The 17,130-nt window shown below is 61.7% G+C and carries 8 protein-coding genes; 2 read left to right on the plus strand and 6 right to left on the minus strand.

The window, feature by feature from the left end:
- The first annotated feature begins 154 nt into the window (after window positions 1-154).
- Window positions 155-1,855 (plus strand): urease subunit alpha, encoded by a 1,701-nt coding sequence (gene ureC / locus HGO40_RS27670; protein WP_250965632.1) that lies wholly within the window; start codon window positions 155-157, stop codon window positions 1,853-1,855.
- A gap of 46 nt (window positions 1,856-1,901) precedes the next feature.
- Here ureC and HGO40_RS27675 read toward each other — a convergent pair whose 3' ends face one another.
- From HGO40_RS27675 to HGO40_RS27690, 4 genes are all read right to left on the minus strand, one after another.
- Entirely contained in the window at window positions 1,902-6,959 is a 5,058-nt protein-coding gene (locus tag HGO40_RS27675; protein WP_250965633.1) for an NEL-type E3 ubiquitin ligase domain-containing protein, read from the minus strand.
- Window positions 6,960-7,103: 144 nt separating this feature from the next.
- Entirely contained in the window at window positions 7,104-12,155 is a 5,052-nt protein-coding gene (locus HGO40_RS27680; protein ID WP_250965634.1) for an NEL-type E3 ubiquitin ligase domain-containing protein, read from the minus strand.
- Between the two features lie 111 nt (window positions 12,156-12,266).
- Window positions 12,267-12,566: a chaperone modulator CbpM gene (locus tag HGO40_RS27685; RefSeq protein WP_250965635.1), complete on the minus strand. Its 300-nt coding sequence runs from the start codon at window positions 12,564-12,566 to the stop codon at window positions 12,267-12,269.
- Window positions 12,567-12,788: 222 nt separating this feature from the next.
- On the minus strand, window positions 12,789-13,727 hold the full coding sequence (locus tag HGO40_RS27690; protein WP_250965636.1) for a DnaJ C-terminal domain-containing protein: 939 nt from the start codon (window positions 13,725-13,727) through the stop codon (window positions 12,789-12,791).
- Window positions 13,728-14,022: 295 nt separating this feature from the next.
- Between HGO40_RS27690 and HGO40_RS27695 the strand changes: the two genes are divergently transcribed.
- A complete protein-coding gene (locus HGO40_RS27695; RefSeq protein WP_250965637.1) occupies window positions 14,023-15,297 on the plus strand; it encodes an Hsp70 family protein in 1,275 nt (424 codons plus the stop codon).
- 135 nt (window positions 15,298-15,432) lie between these two features.
- Here the strand turns inward: HGO40_RS27695 and HGO40_RS27700 are convergent, their stop codons facing one another.
- Both HGO40_RS27700 and HGO40_RS27705 read right to left on the minus strand, forming a co-directional pair.
- The gene (locus HGO40_RS27700; RefSeq protein ID WP_250965638.1) at window positions 15,433-16,446 is read right to left on the minus strand and encodes an AI-2E family transporter; all 1,014 of its coding nucleotides are present in this window, start codon (window positions 16,444-16,446) and stop codon (window positions 15,433-15,435) included.
- Window positions 16,447-16,665: 219 nt separating this feature from the next.
- Window positions 16,666-16,938, minus strand: a complete 273-nt coding sequence (locus HGO40_RS27705) for a PsiF family protein (RefSeq protein WP_186707797.1) — start codon at window positions 16,936-16,938, stop codon at window positions 16,666-16,668.
- Between the last annotated feature and the right edge of the window lie 192 nt (window positions 16,939-17,130).

The raw sequence follows: 17,130 nt of genomic DNA on the forward strand, positions 1-17,130 counted from the left end.
CACCGAGCTCCAATATCGGTTAACGCGCGCGCTGCGTCCAGCCCCCCCGGCCCCCGCCCACCCCCAAAAACCTAGGGCCGCTACGCGACCCAGCGGGAGCAAGCTCCCTCGCCACAATGGACTGCACACGACTTAAGAACCTCAAGGCGAGCACATGAAGATTTCGAGACAGGCCTACGCCGACATGTTCGGCCCCACCGTCGGCGACAAGGTTCGCCTGGCCGACACCGAGTTGTGGATCGAAGTGGAAAAGGACTTCACCACCTACGGCGAAGAAGTGAAGTTCGGCGGCGGCAAGGTGATTCGCGACGGCATGGGCCAGAGCCAATTGTTGGCCGCCGAGGTCGTCGACACGCTGATCACCACCGCGCTGATCATTGACCACTGGGGCATCGTCAAGGCCGATGTCGGCCTCAAGGACGGGCGCATCGCGGCCATCGGCAAGGCCGGCAACCCGGACATCCAGCCCGACGTGACCATCGCCATCGGCGCCAGCACCGAAGTCATCGCCGGTGAAGGCATGATCCTCACCGCTGGCGGCATCGATACCCACATCCACTTCATCTGCCCGCAGCAGATCGAAGAAGCGCTGATGAGCGGCGTCACCACCATGATCGGCGGCGGCACGGGCCCGGCCACCGGGACCAATGCCACCACCTGCACCTCCGGGCCGTGGCACCTCGCGCGAATGCTCCAGGCCGCCGATGCCTTCCCGATGAACATGGGCTTCACCGGCAAGGGCAACGCCAGCCTGCCGGAGCCGCTGGTCGAACAGGTCAAGGCCGGCGCCATCGGACTGAAGCTGCACGAAGACTGGGGCACCACCCCGGCGGCTATCGACAACTGCCTGAGCGTGGCCGATCAGTACGACGTGCAGGTGGCGATCCACACCGACACCCTCAACGAGTCCGGTTTCGTCGAGACCACCCTGGCCGCGTTCAAGGGCCGCACCATCCACACCTACCACACCGAAGGCGCCGGTGGCGGCCATGCGCCGGACATCATCAAGGCCTGCGGTTTCCCCAACGTGCTGCCCAGCTCCACCAACCCGACCCGACCGTTCACCCGCAACACCATCGACGAGCACCTGGACATGTTGATGGTCTGCCATCACCTGGACCCGAGCATCGCTGAAGATGTGGCCTTCGCCGACAGCCGCATCCGCCGCGAGACCATCGCCGCCGAAGACATCCTCCACGCCCTCGGCGCCTTCTCGATGATCAGCTCCGACAGCCAGGCCATGGGCCGTGTCGGCGAAGTCATCACCCGCACCTGGCAGACCGCCGACAAGATGAAAAAACAACGCGGCGCCCTCCCCGGCGACGGCGAAGGCAACGACAACTTCCGCATCAAGCGCTACATCGCCAAGTACACCATCAACCCGGCGATCACCCACGGCATCAGCCATGAAGTGGGCTCTATCGAAGTGGGCAAATGGGCCGACCTGGTGCTGTGGCGCCCGGCGTTTTTCGGCGTCAAGCCGACGCTAATCCTCAAGGGCGGGGCGATCGCCGCCAGCCTGATGGGCGACGCCAACGCCTCGATCCCGACGCCACAACCGGTGCACTACCGGCCGATGTTCGCCAGCTACGGCGGCTCACGACACGCCACCAGCCTGACCTTCATCAGCCAGGCCGCCGCCGAGGCCGGGTTGCCGGAACAGCTTGGGTTGAAGAAAAGAATCGCCGTGGTCAAAGGCTGCCGCAATGTGCAGAAAACCGACCTGATCCACAACGACTACCTGCCAAGTGTCGACGTCGACCCGCAGACCTACCAGGTCAAGGCCGACGGCGTGCTGTTGTGGTGTGAACCGGCTGATGTGTTGCCGATGGCGCAGCGCTATTTCCTGTTTTGAATGGAGGTACGTGGCGAGGAGCAAGCGACCTCGCCACAGGCCCGCTCTACAGGTCCGTACTTTCCTGCAACGCACTCAGTTCATTCTGGGTCAGCGATTGGATCAATTCCGCTTCCTTGACCCTGTGCTGCAAGCCCAGCGCTTCGGACTGACTGGCATAGTCGGCTTCCTCAAGGGTTCCGTCCGCTTTCTGCTCATCCAGCGCCGAAAGCTCATCGGAGAGGGCGTCGGTCAACGCCTGGAAATCTGCCGCATGCTGCTGCTTCAAATAGTCGATCCAGAAATCGCGGCCCACCAGCGACTGCACTTGTTGGGGCGAGTCGTCCAGGGCCAGGACCTCGGCGGCCGCAGCATCGAGCATGGCACTGGAAACGTTGCCCAGGTTGGTGAAGCGTCCTCCTCCCGGTTGCCCCGGCAGCTCCAGCCGATCCCTCAGCCCCGTACGATAGGCCAAGCGGACCTCGACTTCTTCGATCAGCCTGATCAGCTCGGCCTTTTGCGCGGCTGTGAGCCCTTCACGGGCATTGATTGCATCACGACGTCCCTGGATGTCCTGCAGGGCTATCCGCTCCACTTCATCCAGCCGGAACAATCCCTTGGCCAAGCGAATCAGCGTGGCCGCTTCATCCCCCTCCGCCGACAGGGCCTTGGCGTTGTGGATCATCATCTTTATTTCCAGGTTGCTGAAAGACAACGAAGCACGGTCTTCACAGGCCGGTTCGCCGGCCAGTTCAAACAGTTCACGACGCAATTCAGTGGAATCCCTGGCAGCCTCCAGCATCTGCCAGACGCGGGCCTGCAGGTCCGAATAGTCAGCCACGTCCTGATAGGACCCGATCAACCGACTCAACAGTTGGAAGAACTCTTCGGATTGCGGGTCTGCCTGCAGGCTTCGCCACAGGGCCTTTTTATCCTCCCATTGTTCGGATGGCAGATCACGCAGCCATGGCCGCACGTCCGGCCGCCTGCTCACCACAGTGTTGGCCGCCAGCTGGAGTGTTCCCATTCTGCGCGGGGCGACCCATTCAGGATGGGCCTGCTGAAGATTTGCCCAATATTCACGCAAGCGCTGCCCGATCGCCTCGTCCATGGGATTGCCCTGGATAAACGTCACACCATTGAGCCGGGCCATGGCATGGGCCCGCTCGGCGGGCGGATCGATCACGTGCGCCGGCACCTCGGTCAGTAGATTTCTGCGCAAGTCCAGTTCCTCCAGTGGCTGGTCAAGCAGGCCCGTGGGCCAGGTGTCGACCCTGGTGTTCCTCAGCAACAGCTCAGTCAGGGCTGGCATGGTGCTGAAATCGGGCAAACGCCCCAGTGGATTGTCGTGAAGGGTAAGGGACTCCATGGCGGACAAACCTCCCAGGACTTCAACGCCACGGGGTGTCAGGGCGATCTGGTTCGAGGCCAGTGTGAGGTTGGTCAGACGGGGCATTCCCTCCAACGCCTCCGGCACTTCCGTCAGGTTGTTATGGGCAATGTCCAACCAACGAAGGGCAGGGAAACGCGTGAGAAAACCGTTACAGGTGTGTTGCGACAAGCCCGCCCCGTAGAGCCTCAAGTAGGTTACGTGACTGAAATCTGCCGACAGCTGCGGCAACGACCTCACATGCATCCAGCCCAGATCCAGCTCATACCCCACACGCCGGCCGTCCACTACACCGACAGCCCGGGACTGGCGTCTCCAACACTGACGAATCCGATCGGCGGTGATGCGTTTGAGTCTTCGTCTTGCCGCCGATGCGTTGTTGTCCGCGTCGTCCGTCTCAGCGGAAGCGACCCAACAGTCCAGCTCGTTGCGCAACATACGGTATTCGGTTTCAAGGCGCCCGATCTCCGCGGCCGCTCCGTCGCCCAATTCCCGCACAAAGACCCGGGCTTCCTGAGGCGAGTAATCGGGGAACAAATTTCGCACCCGTCTTTCCGGCGACCGGCCCAGGCGCAGCCATTCCAAAGGCCCGCCCAAGGGATAGCCGTATCTGCCCGAAGCCAGGCGCATGGGCGAGACGAACGACGGCTTGACTGCCGGCATCTTCAAGACCTTCGCCAATGAAGCACGGCTCACCGGCGCCGCACCGATCGCGTCCTTCAACAGCGCGCCATGGTGGATCGAAGCACGACCCATCGCCTGGCGCTCTGCATCCGGAAGCGCATGCTGCAAGGCAGCGTAGAGGCTGCCCTCGCTGCTCAAATCGTTGCCGCTGTCGTCATGGGCTTGATAAAGATCGTCATTCTTGACGACGATTTTGACCTGCGTCGAGTCCGCCGGCCCGACGCTGTCGATCAAGTCCCCAGAGGTGAAATCTTTCCTCAGCTCGATGCGTACCGTATCGCTCCAGCCCGCCAACGTCTTGAGGGTCGCCAGTGCCAGGCGGGGTGTATCCGCCGTGGCCAGGCTCTCCTGGTATAAACCTTCGTAGGCCCGGTTCAAACGGATCGCCCGCTGAAAGTGACGCAGCTCTTCGGCGATGCGCAGCGGGATGGGTTTGGTCTGGGTGGCATCGGTGTAATCCCATCCCGCCATTTGCCGGATTTCGGCAGGGCGGGCGTGGACCATGATCTGCTCGATGGCGGCCGCCGGAACCGAAGGAAAACGGGATTTGATCAGCTTGACCCGTGGATCTTGCGACACATCGCCTGTGGCGTAGTGGTCATCGATCAGTTGTTTTTTCTCACGCTCCGCTACCTTAAGCAGATTCTTGCGAAATTGCTGGATTCGGGCGTTCATGTCTGTTTTCGCAAGCGCCGGACGTGTGCCAGCCAGCAAGCCATTGCCCGTCGCATCCACGGCCTCGATCAGGTTCCTGGGAAATGAAGATGAATAAACTTCCGTATCGCTGACGACGACTTCACGGAGCGTCGATGCTTCATCCGATGGATGGGCGTACTCCCAAAGGGTCTTGCCCGAGCGGTCGATCACCTTCAGCTTCAAGTTTTTTGGCCACGGGCCGTAGCCCGTGAGCAAGTGCAGCTGGGTCATCGAATCGGCCTTTTCATAGACCTGCGGATCTTCGCTTTGCATGTGCAACAGGAAAGCGTCGACTTTGCGAGCGATGTCGAAGCGCTTGATCGTGTCGTCCAGCAATACAGGCGCCGGTTCTCCCTCGGCATGCATGCGCCGCAGCGCATCCTCGCTGGTGCCACTGGCGGTACGGATGTGCTCGAGCTCAGTGTCGCTGAAGTCCTTGACCCGATGACCGAGCCGGCGCATCAGCGTCACGCCTTCCCAACTGCGCGGCTGTTCCAGTTCATGGCTCCAGGCACCGCTGCCGTTGTGCGTCAACTCGGGCTGATAGGCATCGGGCCGGGACGGATGGCGAATGCGATAGCGCTGGGTGGCTGGGTCCTGCTGGACTTCGTAGCGGATGTCGTTCAACGGCAGGACATCGCGACCGCTGACACGGTGCAATCCCAGGGCATCGGGCTGCGAATTCGCGGGCAGCTCCAGATCGCTCTGGTAAGGCGTCAGATCAGGGCGCCAGAGCCGTGTTTCGCCAGTCGGCGATGTTACGGGCTCCAATTGATCCACGGTCGCCGATGGCATGATGCGCGGGAGCACCTTGGCGCCGGCGGCCATGAACGCGGCGTTGAGCGCCAGGCTGGAAAAATGCCCCCACATTTCCTTGGTTTCCCCTTGCTCGAACGTCTCGACGGCCTCGAACGCCTCGTACAGCATTTGCAATGCCCACACAGTCATCATCACCTGACCGAGCCCGGGAACGACGAACGCCGCCATGTTGAGCACATCGATGACCGTATTTTCCCAACTTTCCAGGCGCGTCTGACGCGCCTTCTTGTCTTCATCGCCCGTAGGAACCGCCGCGACCCGTGCGTTCTGGTAAATCTTGCGGACCTGATTGACCCGTAGCGTCTCCCACAAGAAACCCTTGAGGTCGGACGCGCTCATCGGCAGCCTGGGCAGGTTCGACGTGAGTGGAAAGTCACCTTTGGCATCGGTTTGCGAAGAGGGTTTGAAGAGACGGTTGAAACGCTCGAAGAAATGCCCTTGCTCGTGCAGCGGCACAAAGCGACTGAAAAAACGACGGTAGTCGAGGTTATGCAGGCGGCGCCGCAGTTCGACCATGAACGCGTCGCTTGAGGCATATTCCTTCACCGGATGCTCAGGATCGTCCGGAATGTAGGCCACGACTCGCTCCAACCGGTTACTTTTCTCGCGTTCCGGACCGATCAGCAGGGGGCCGACAAGTTCGACCTCAAGGACCTTCAACGTGGCGAAGGTCACCGGGCGACCGTCCAGCTCGGCCGAGGGTTGCCCACCCACCACCCGCTGCAACATTCGGTAGGTGTCCTGGCGAATATCCCCCTTGGCCTGGGCAATCTCGGTGCTGATCGTCAGGCGTTGCTTGTGATGCTCGCGCAACTGTTCATCCAACCGTTCGCGGGCCTGACGGTCGTTCGGTTCCAGGACCGTCGCAAGATGTTCCCGGTACTTGCGCCCCAGGTCGAGCTGGCGGCATAGCTTGATAAAGGCTTCGGGGGCAATGGGCAGTGTGCCGGCGCGCACGGACTCGAGGGGGTGGCTCAAGGTGCCATCAGCCGACACCGGCGTGGTGGTAATGAGGTGGCAATCGTCGCAGTCGAGCTTGCGCTCTTCATCGGGCTCGAAATTCGCCAGCGCGATGTCCAGCAGCGAACCGCCTCGGTATTGGTAGGTGTCGTAGGCGTCACCGGTCAAGCGATGAAGCAGATTGGAGCCCAGGTCGGTACGCGTCTTGACCGCGAACTTGCGGGCAAAATAAACCTCCCGGACGTTAAGCGTACGCTTGAAGGTGGCCTGGATGGCCTGGCTGAGCAAGGGTTCGGCAAAGGCCCGCACGTCCTGGACCTTGCCCAGTGCGTAATCGACCTGGTTGAAAATCTTGCAGTACTGCTCGTGACTGCTTTTGAGGCTGGCTCTGGATTGGTGGGTGGTCTTTACGTACCACTCTGGAAGCTCCATGTCATGATCGCGCAGCGCTTGCTGGCGCTGCTCGGTGGCGTTCATGAAGCAGGGGGAAATACGACTTCTGAGCAAATCGTCGTGCTCACCCTTTTTTGAAGCAGGTGCGGGCGTGGTGGTTTTCGCAGCGGTAGGCTCTGGCATCTCGGGTCATCCTTGAGGTTGGAAAACCCGAGCCTACTCATTGCCTGCGCCATGGATGCGGTAACTATTTATCGCTTTGCCCACAAGACATGACATGCGAACCCACTGACGCCTCGTCACCCGCTCCGGCCCCAAAGATCTGCCTTACAGGTCGGTGCTCTCCTGCGCGTCCAGCGCTTGTTCGGTCAACGCCTGGATCAGCTCCGCCTCCTTGATCCGCTGTTGCAAGCCCAGCGCCTCGGACTGGCTCACATAGTCAGCCTCCTCCAAGGTTCCGGCCGCTTTCGCCTCATCGAATTCAAGCTGCTGGGTAACCAGCGTGTCAGCCAAGGCCTCGAAGGCTGGTTGATGCTGTTGTTTCAAGAAGTCGATCCAGAACTCCCGCCCTACGATCGACTGCAGGAGGCGGGGCGAATCATCCAGCGCCAGTACTTGCTTAGCCGCGTCATCCAGCATCAGCGATGTCACGTTACCCATGTGGATAAATCGCCCGCCCTCGGGCTGGCCCGGTAGCGCTAGCCGATCCTTGAGCCCTACGCGGTAGGCCAGGCGCACCTCGACTTCTTCGATGTTGCGCAGTTGCCGGGTTCTCTGGGCGGGCGTCAGGTCCGACCGGGCAGCGATGGCGTCACGCCGTTTCTGGACATCCTGCAGCGCGATGCGCTCCACTTCGTCGAGACGAAACAAACCCTTGGCCAGCCTGAGCAACGTTGCCGCCTCCTCCTCTCCGCTCGCTGCGGCCTTGGCGTTGTGGATCATCAATCGGATTTCCAGGTAGCTGAACGACAGCGCCGCGCGATCTTCACACGCCGGGGCTCCCGCCAGCTCGAACAGTTCCCGGCGCAACTCAGTGGAGCCGCTGGCGGCTTCCAGCATTCGCCAGACCCGCAACTGAAGGTCAGCGTAGTGTTCTTCGCCCTGATAGGACGTGGCCAGGCGGTTCAACAGTTCAAACAATTCGCCAGACTGCGGTTCACTCGCCAGGCTTTGCCACAACGCACGCTTTTCTGCTAATTGCCCGTCGGGCAGGTTTTGCAGCCATTGCTGCACATTGGCCGCCGTCCCCGTGGCCGCATGACCAAACGCCCCGTGTTGACGCAACGTTATCCACTCGGGATGCACACGCCACAGGTCCGCCCAATAATCATGCAGGCGCTGCTGGGTCGCTGCGCTCAACGGATTGCCTTGGAGGAACGTCACGCCGTTGACGCGGGCCGTGGCAAGGGCGTCGGCCGCCGTTGGGTTGACCAGCGCGTCCGGAACGTCGGTCAACTGGTTGTCGCGCAGATCAACGAACTCCAGCGGCAAGCCACGCAGGCCAGCTGGCCAAGTGTTGATTCCCGTGCCCTTGAGACCCAGGCCGCGCAGATCGGACATGCGGCTGAAATCTGGAAGTTGCCCCAAGGGATTGTTTTCGAAGTTGAGGACTTTCAGTCGGGTAAGGCCTTGCAATATCTCAATGCAACGAGGGGTCAGACTGAGGGCATTGTTGGTCAGCAGCAGCTTGGTCAAGCCATTCATGGGCCCCACGGCAGCGGGGATCGTCGTCAACCGGTTGTCAGACATGTCCAGCCAGCGAAGCGAGGAAAAACCGGAGAGGAAGCTTTCGCAGGCCTGTTGCGACAAGTCCATGCCAGCCATCTTCAGCGAGGCCACGTGGCTGAAATCCGCCGACAGGTCCGGCAGATGCCCGACGGTCAGGCGCCCCAGATCGAGCTGATAGCCCGCCGGGCGACCATCCGCAGCCGTGACCAGAGGGGTCTGGCGCCTCCAGCAACGCTTGATCTGCTCGGCCACCCCGCGCTTGCGCACGGGCGGCACCTGCTCCATGCGGTCGCCGGAATAGATCCAGGTGGTCGTATTGGCCCAACGGTCGAGGTCCCGATCCAGCATGTCCAACTCGACCTTGCGTCGCTTGAGCTCCGCCACGGCGCCGTCGCCCAGTGAGGCCAGCAAAACCTGGACTTGCTCGTTCGTATAGTTCGGGTACAGCTCCAGCACGCGGCTTTCCACCGAACGACCCAGCCCCAACAAGGCTCGCAGCCCGCTCAAGGGATAAGCGAATCCGCCCGACGCCAGGCGCATCGGCGAGCGGAACGAGGGCTTGATGGTCGGCAAACCCAAGGTTCGCGCCAGCGCGTTGCGTTCCAGCGGCATTTCACCGAGCGCCTTTTCCAGCAGGGCACCCTGGTGAATCGAAGGGCGTCCCATCGCCTCGCGCCCGGCATCCGGCAAGGCATGGTGCAGCGCGGCAAAGAGGCGACCCCAGTGGCTCAGCTCATTGCCGTGGTCATCGAGCGCCTGGTAACGAGCCCCGTCCCTGACCACGATCTTGGTCTGCGCCGCCTCAAGCGGCCCGATGCTGTCGACCAATGCGCCAGTCGCATGATCGTCACGCAGCTCGATACGCACCGTGTCGCTCCAGCCGGGCAAGGTCTTGAGTGTTGCCAGCACCAGGCGGGGCGTGTCCGCCGTCGCCAGCGCGGGTTGGTACAAGCCTTCATAGGCCCGGTTCAAACGCACCGCTCGCTGGCAATGACGCAACTCCTCGGCGATGCGCAACGGGATGGGCTTGGTCTGGGTGCGATCCGCGTTATTCCAGGCGGCCATCTGCTGAAGCTCCCCACGATTGGCATGGGCGATCATCTGCTCGATGGCGCCGGTCGGCACCGACGGGACGCGAGCCTTGATCAACGCGACCCGAGGGTCGGTTGGCTCTTGGCCCCTGGCGTAGTAATCGTTGAGCAGCTGGATTTTTTCCCGCTGCGCCACCTCGGCGAGGTTGATCCTGAGCTGGCGAATCCGAGCGTCCATGTTCGTTTTCGCTATCGCCGGACGGGTGCTGGCCAACAAGTCTTTCCCGGTCGCGTCCACCGCCTCGATCAGGTTTTTCAACACCGAAGGGGTACGTACTTTTTCCTCGGGAATGATCACATCGCGAACCGGAACGGCGCTTTCCGATGGTCGAACATACTGCCAGAGCGTCTTGCCCGCCCCATCCTTCACCTGCAATCTCAGGCCGCTTGGCCAGGGGCCATAACCGGCGAGCAAGTGCAGCTGGGTCACTGGATCGGCTTCGTCCTGTCGCCGCGAATCCTCGCTTTGCAATTGCCCGATAAAAGTGTCGACTTGTCGCGCCAAGTCAAAACGCTTGACCGTATCGGCCAGCAGCGCGGGCATCGGCTCGCCGTCCACATGCAGGCGTCGCAACACGCCCTCGCTGATGCCACTGGCGATACGGATCTGCTCCAATTCGTGGTCACTGAAATCCTTGACCCGATGACCGAGCCGGCGCATCAGCGTTGCCCCTTGCCAGCCTTGCGGTCTTTCGAGTTCATGATTCCAGGCACCGCTGCCGTTGTGTGTCAGCTTGGGCTGGTAGGCATCCGGCCGGGAAGGGTGGCGGATGCGATAGCGGTGGGTAGCCGGATCCTGTTGCACCTCGTAGTAGTGTTCCTCCAACGGCAGGACCTCGCGGCCACTGACTTCGTACAGTCCCAGACTGTCCGGGACGGCGCCAGCGAGCGGTCGCAAAGGACTGCGGTACGGCGTGAGATCAGGCTTCCACAGTCGCGATTCCCCGTTGGCCCGTTCCACCGCTTCCAACTGATCCACACTGGCCGATGCCTGGATCTTCGGCAACACCTTGGCGCCTGCGGCGATGAACACGGTGTTGAGCGCGACGCTGGAAAAGTGCCCCCACATCTCCTTGGTCTCCCCCTGCTCGAACGCCTCGATCCCTTCGAACGCTTCTTCAAACATCTGCACGGCCGCCACGGTCAGCATCAGCGGCCCCAACGCGGGCACCACGAAGGCCAGGTGGGTGAGCACGTCGATCACCGTGTGCGTCCAACTCTCCAGGCGCGCCAGACGGGCAACCTTGTCTTCATCGGCGGAGGGCACCGCCACCGCTCGCGCGTCCATCTCGATCTTCTGGAGTTGTTCGCGGCGCAAGGCTTCCCACAGGGCGCCGGGGATGGGCGACGCGGCCATGCGCAAGTTGTTCAACGAGGGCTTGAGCGGATAGTCGGACTGGGCATCGGCCTGGGGAGAAGGTTGGTAGAGCTGGTCGAACTGCTTGATAAAAGTCCCTTGCTGGCTCAGCGGTATACAGCGACTGAAGAACCGTCGGTAGGCGATGCCATGGAGGCGTCGGCGCAGTTCGATCATGAATTCGGTACTGGACGCGTATTCCTTGAGCGGGTGCTCGGGATCGCCCGGGAGATACGCCACCATTCGCTCCAGGCGCCGGGTCTTTTCCCGGTCGGGGCCGATCAGCAGCGGGCCGACCAGTTCGGTGTCGAAGATTTTCAGCGAAGTGAATGTCACCGGCCGCCCGTCGAGCATGACCCCGTCGTGATCGCCGATCACTTGCCGCAACATCTGGTACGTGTCCTGGCTGATGTCCGCCTTGGCCCAGGCGACTTCGGCACTCAGCGCCAACGCTTGCTTGTGGTGATCACGCAGTTGCTGGTCGAGCCGCTTGCGGGCATCGTCGTCAGCGGGTCGGGCAATGGCGCGAATGTGTTGCTGGTAGCGCCGTCCGAGGTCCAGTTTGCGGCACAGCCTGGCAAAGGCGTGCGGGGCGATTGGCAACGCCCCCGCCCGGACGGCGTCCAGCGTGGGCTTAGGCGTACCACTGGCGGACAGTGACGTGGTGGTGATGACATGGCAGCCGTCGCAATCGAGCTTAAGCTCTTCGTCGGGTTCGAAGTTCGCCAGCGCGGTTTCCAACAACGAAGCGCCTCGATACTCGTAGGTATCCCAGGCCTCTCCGGTCAGACGGTGAAGCAGCGTGCTGCCCAGGTCCTTGCGGGTCTTGAGACCGTACTGGCGCGCGTAATAAACCGCCTCCACGTCCAGTGTTCGCTTGAATTCCTTCTGGATGGCCTGGGTCAGCAGCGGTTTGGCAAAGGCGCGGATGTCCTCGATGCTGCCCAAGGCGCTGTCGATCAGGTTCAAGCTGTCGCGGTAGCGCGAATGCTGTTCCTTGAGACGGGTTCGGGTTGCGTGGGAAGCCTTCGCGTACCAGGCCGGGAGTTCCAGGTCGTGGTCGCTCAACGCTTGCTGGCGCCGCATGGCGGCCCCGATGTACCAATCGGGAACCCGCTGCTTGAGCAGGTCGAAGTGGACGCCGCGACTTTCAGGTTGCGGCGTCATGCCGGGCTCGGTAATGACGGGAATAGGCATTGGCATTCGGATCATCCTTGAGAGTGGAAAACCCGAGCCTACCCAGTGCATCACCGGCCAGTGCGGTAACTATCTATCGTTTTTTTCTGCAAGACCCGGCGAGCACGCCTGCCGTTCTTACTCCACCCAACGGCCCAACTGCTGGCGCAGCCGGCGATTCTCGGATCGCAATTGCTGGACCTCCTCCAACAAATCCAGGGCCAGGGCGACACCGTCCCATTCCAGTTCCAATTCGTGGCGCAGCTTGGCGGCCCGGCGTGCCAGGACCAGTTCATAATCGGTGAAACGCCAGTCCGTAGGTGCCGCGCCGTGAGGCTCGAGGATGCCGTGCTCGACGATTTCAATCACGTGGACATCCGCCAGCGCAGCGGCTTCACAGAATTCCATCAGGTTCAGTTCAATGATCGGGTCGTTCATGGTCTGCTTCTCCCAATGCTTCAACTGTCGAGTCTAGCCAGGATTGTGGAAAACCCGGTTTTGTGGCGAGGGAGCTTGCTCCCGCTCGGCTGCGCAGCAGTCGTAAAACCTGCCTACCGGTTTTCCCTGGCGCACCGTATCGAATGGTTTTGGGGCTGCTTCAGCCCAGCGGGAGCAAGCTCCCTCGCCACGGGGTTGTGTTGCCAGGCCTGTGATTACCGGTCAGAAGTTCTCCCGAGGATCGAACGCGGCTTTCTTCGCCAGCTCGGCCCATAAGGCCTTGACCGATTCGTCGCTGGCCTTGGGCATCACGGCCTTGAGCTGAACGAACAGGTAGCCGCGCTCGCCGGCCTTGTTGCGCAGGCCGTGGCCCTTGGCGCGCATGCGCTGGCCGTTCTGGCTGCCGGCCGGGACCTTGAGGTTGATCTTGCCGGTGAGGGTCGGCACCGCGACCTCGGTGCCCAGCGCCAATTCCCATGGCGCCAGGGGCAAGGTGATGATCAAGTCCTGGCCTTCGACGTCGAACTTGGGGTGCGGCGCGAAACGAATGGTCAGGTACAAGTCCCCATTGGCGCCACCACCGATTCCCGGCGCGCCCTGGCCCTTGAGGCGGATACGCTCGCCATCGGTCACGCCCAGCGGGATCTTCACGTTCAGGCTCTTGCTGGTGTTGCTCACGTGCTGGCCCGCCGCGTTGTATTGCGGCACCTGGAAGGTGACCTTCTTCGATTCGATCGACAGGGTTTCTTCCAGGATGATCGGTAATTCCATTTCCACGTCTTGCCCTCGACGGCCGGCGCTGCGACCTGACTGTCCGCCGCCGAAACCCGGCCCGCGATTACCGAAAATCGAACTGAAGAAGTCCGAGAAATCCCCGGTGTCCTGGCCGCCAAAACCGCCACGGCTCTGCCAGCCCGGTGGTCCCTGGAACGGCTGGCCGTGCTGGCCATACCGGCGCAGGTCGTCGTACTCGGCGCGCTTGTCGGCGCTTTTCAACGCTTCATAGGCTTCGGAGACGTCCTTGAACTTGGTCTCGGCGTCTTTCTCTTTACTCACGTCCGGGTGGTATTTGCGCGCCAGCTTGCGGTAGGCAGCCTTGATCGTGCTGTCGTCCGCCGTGGGCTCGACACCCAGGATCTTGTAATAGTCTTTGAAGTCCATCTAAGCATCACCATCCGTTATCGATGTCGCACCGCCACGCACAGCCTGCCCGGATAACCGGACAGCGGGTTGACCGACCTCAAGATTGGGACCGGGCGGCACGTCAGAAGTTTATCGGCAGCGGGTGGCGGTTCTTGTATCCGCCCTGTGGCTGCCAGGCTCATGCCAGCAAGTTTGGGGGTGTGATGCCGTCTTTCAAGGCCGATGATTGCGAATTAGCAGATAACCGGCCTTCGAATCCGCGTCCCACTGGCATACACTGCGCGGCCGTTTTTTCAACTGGAACCCGAAAGACATGAAAAACGCATCCCCGGCCCGTGCCTGCTGCATCGACTTTGGCACGTCCAACTCCACCGTCGGCTGGCTGCGCCCCGGCATGGAAACGATGATCGCGCTGGAGGACGACAAGATCACCCTGCCCTCGGTGGTCTTTGTCAATCTCGAGGAACGCCGCCCGGTGTATGGCCGCCTGGCCCTGCACGAATACCTGGAAGGCTATGAAGGCCGCTTGATGCGCTCGCTCAAGAGCCTGCTGGGCTCCAAGCTGATCAAGCACGACACCAGCGTGTTGGGCACGGCGATGCCCTTCAAGGACCTGCTGGGGCTGTTCATCGGCCAATTGAAGAAACGCGCCGAGGCCACCGCAGGACGGGAATTCGAAGAAGTGGTCCTGGGGCGCCCGGTATTTTTCGTCGATGACGATGAAATGGCCGATCAGGAAGCGGAAAACACTTTGGTAGACGTCGCCCGCGCCATCGGCTTCAAGGAGGTTTCGTTCCAGTACGAGCCTATCGCCGCGGCCTTCGACTATGAATCGACCATCGAGAAAGAAGAGCTGGTGCTGATCGTCGACATCGGCGGCGGTACTTCGGACTTTTCCCTGGTGCGCCTGTCCCCCGAGCGCCGTACCCACGACAACCGCCACGCCGACATCCTCGCCACCGGTGGCGTGCACATCGGCGGGACCGATTTCGACAAGCAGCTCTCGCTGGCCGGCCTGATGCCGCTGTTCGGCTACGGCAGCCGCATGAAAAGCGGTGCCTACATGCCCACCAGCCACCACATGAACCTGGCGACCTGGCACACCATCAACGCGGTGTACTCGCAAAAGTCCACCCTGGCCCTGGGCAGCATGCGCTACGACATCGAAGACACCGGCGGCATCGACCGGCTGTTCAAGCTGATCGAACAGCGCGCCGGGCACTGGCTGGCGATGGAAGTGGAAGAAACCAAGATCGAGTTGACCCACGCCGACCAGCGCCATTTGCTCCTGGACCGGATCGAGCCCGGCCTGAGCGTGGAACTGAGCCGGACGCTGTTCGAGTCGGCCATCGACGGCTTGCTGGAGCGGGTACGCGGCAGCGTCACGCAGTTGCTCAACGATGCCAACGTGCGGGTCGATCAGGTCGATACGGTGTTCTTCACCGGCGGTTCCAGCGGCATCCCGGCGCTGCGCAACAGCGTCTCGGCGATGCTGCCCCAGGCGCGGCATGTGGAAGGCAATATCATCGGCAGTATCGGCAGCGGTTTGGCGATCGAGGCGATGAAGCGGTATGGGAGCCAGGTCTGATCCAAGACCGAGGCCCCCCCTTCGCGAGCAAGCCCGCTCCCACAGTTTGACCGAGTTCTTTCAGAAGAAATGCGGTCGAACTGTGGGAGCGGGCTTGAACGCGAAAGCGGTAGATCAATCAACACAACTTCCGGATCAAACCATCCCCACCTGCTTCAACTCACTCTTGAGATACGCATAATAAATCGGCCCCGCCACCACCCCCGGCAGGCCGAATGCGGCTTCGAACACCAGCATTGCCATGAGCAATTCCCAGGACTTGGCGCTGATCTGCCCGCCAACGATACGGGCGTTGAGAAAGTATTCGAGCTTGTGGATCACGATCAGGTAACCCAGCGCCGCCACCGCCACCCAGATCGACAACGACAGGGCAACGATAGTGATCAGGGTGTTGGACATCAGGTTGCCAATCACCGGCAGCAGCCCCAGCAGGACCGTCATCACGATCAGGGTCTTGGTCAAAGGCAGCTGAATGCCGAACAGCGGCAGCACCACCGCCAGGAAAATCCCGGTGAAGAAGGTGTTGAGCAGGGAAATCTTGATCTGGGCGAAGACGATGTTGCGAAACGCCTTGACCAGCAGGTTCAGGCGATCGAACAGCGCCGCGGCCAGGGGCTTGCGCTTGGTCAGGTCGGGAATGCGCTGCAGGGCAACGATGGCCCCCAGCACCATGCCGATCAGCAAGGTCACGAACATGTGGGCAGCGTCCTTGCCCACCAGTTGCAGGTCGCTCAGGTGCTTGCTCACCCAGTCGCCGATTGCCACTCGGAACTCGGCAGCGCTGGCCGGTAGGTAGGCGTCGATGAACGGCGGCAATTGTCCACGGGCGCGGTCGACCACCGTCATGAATTTGTCCAGGGACGCGCCTGGGTTTTCTGCTTCATGGAGCAGGAAACTGAAGGCCCCGGCGAAAATCAACGAAAGCACACTGACCACCAGCGTGCCGAGCAACGCCACTGCCAGCCAGCGGGCACGGCGGCCTTCGATCAGGCGCTGCAACTGCGGGGTGAGCATGTTGACCAGTTCGAACACCAGCAGCCCGGCCAGCAGGCTCGGCAACAGGCGCAGCGGCAGCACCAGCAACAACCCACCAAAAATGATCACCCAACTGATCACCAACAACACATGACGCTGAGAAAACGTTGGCATACAGCCTCAGGACAAAACGGCGTGAAAGGATCGGCAGTCTGCCAGCGATCCGCTGGCAGCACTAGGGATTGTGTCGGCCGACCTTCGTCGCAGTTCAGGGCTTTTTTGTAACTTTTGCGTCGGCCCCATCGCGAGCAGGCTCGCTCCCACAGTGGATCGGCGTTGGCCTGCCCATGTGGGAGCGAGCCTGCTCGCGATGGGGTCCCACAGATCCGGCACTTATTTTTTCTTCAGGCACTCACTCATGAACGCCTTGCGGGCATCGCCCTTCAGCGCCTGCTCGGTGGCGGTGGCGTTGCAGCTCTTCATGCGCTCCTGCGGGGTAGCCTTGAGGCAATTGCTCATGAACGCCTTGCGCTCGTCGCCCTTGAGCGCCTTGGCGGTGGCGTCGGCATTGCAGGTGGTCATCTTGCTCTGCTGCGCCGTCTCGGCGAAGCCCTGGGAACACAGCAGCAAACCGATCATCAACAAAGGCACACGAAGCATCTTCATGGTGTTTCTCCTGGCTGCCACACGAGGGGGTGGCGATGGGGTGGAGTGTAGACAACGCCTGTTACACCTTCACCCTAGGGACTCTCTGTGCCTGGACTACCGCTTTCGCGAGCAGGCTCGCTTGTATGGTAGGACTTGAAGGGAGGAGGAGGGACAAGGCTCGATTCTGACTGTTCGCGCAGTACAGACCGT

This window comes from Pseudomonas sp. CG7 (assembly GCF_023701885.1).
Lineage (GTDB): Bacteria > Pseudomonadota > Gammaproteobacteria > Pseudomonadales > Pseudomonadaceae > Aquipseudomonas > Aquipseudomonas zanjanensis.

Excerpts from the sequence above, each read along its gene's own strand:
- ureC (WP_250965632.1), top strand. The coding sequence starts at position 155 with ATGAAGATTTCGAGACAGGCCTACGCCGACATGTTCGGCCCCACCGTC.
- HGO40_RS27675 (WP_250965633.1), bottom strand. The coding sequence starts at position 6,959 with ATGCCAGAGCCTACCGCTGCGAAAACCACCACGCCCGCACCTGCTTCA.
- HGO40_RS27680 (WP_250965634.1), bottom strand. The coding sequence starts at position 12,155 with ATGCCAATGCCTATTCCCGTCATTACCGAGCCCGGCATGACGCCGCAA.
- HGO40_RS27685 (WP_250965635.1), bottom strand. The coding sequence starts at position 12,566 with ATGAACGACCCGATCATTGAACTGAACCTGATGGAATTCTGTGAAGCC.
- HGO40_RS27690 (WP_250965636.1), bottom strand. The coding sequence starts at position 13,727 with ATGGACTTCAAAGACTATTACAAGATCCTGGGTGTCGAGCCCACGGCG.
- HGO40_RS27695 (WP_250965637.1), top strand. The coding sequence starts at position 14,023 with ATGAAAAACGCATCCCCGGCCCGTGCCTGCTGCATCGACTTTGGCACG.
- HGO40_RS27700 (WP_250965638.1), bottom strand. The coding sequence starts at position 16,446 with ATGCCAACGTTTTCTCAGCGTCATGTGTTGTTGGTGATCAGTTGGGTG.
- HGO40_RS27705 (WP_186707797.1), bottom strand. The coding sequence starts at position 16,938 with ATGAAGATGCTTCGTGTGCCTTTGTTGATGATCGGTTTGCTGCTGTGT.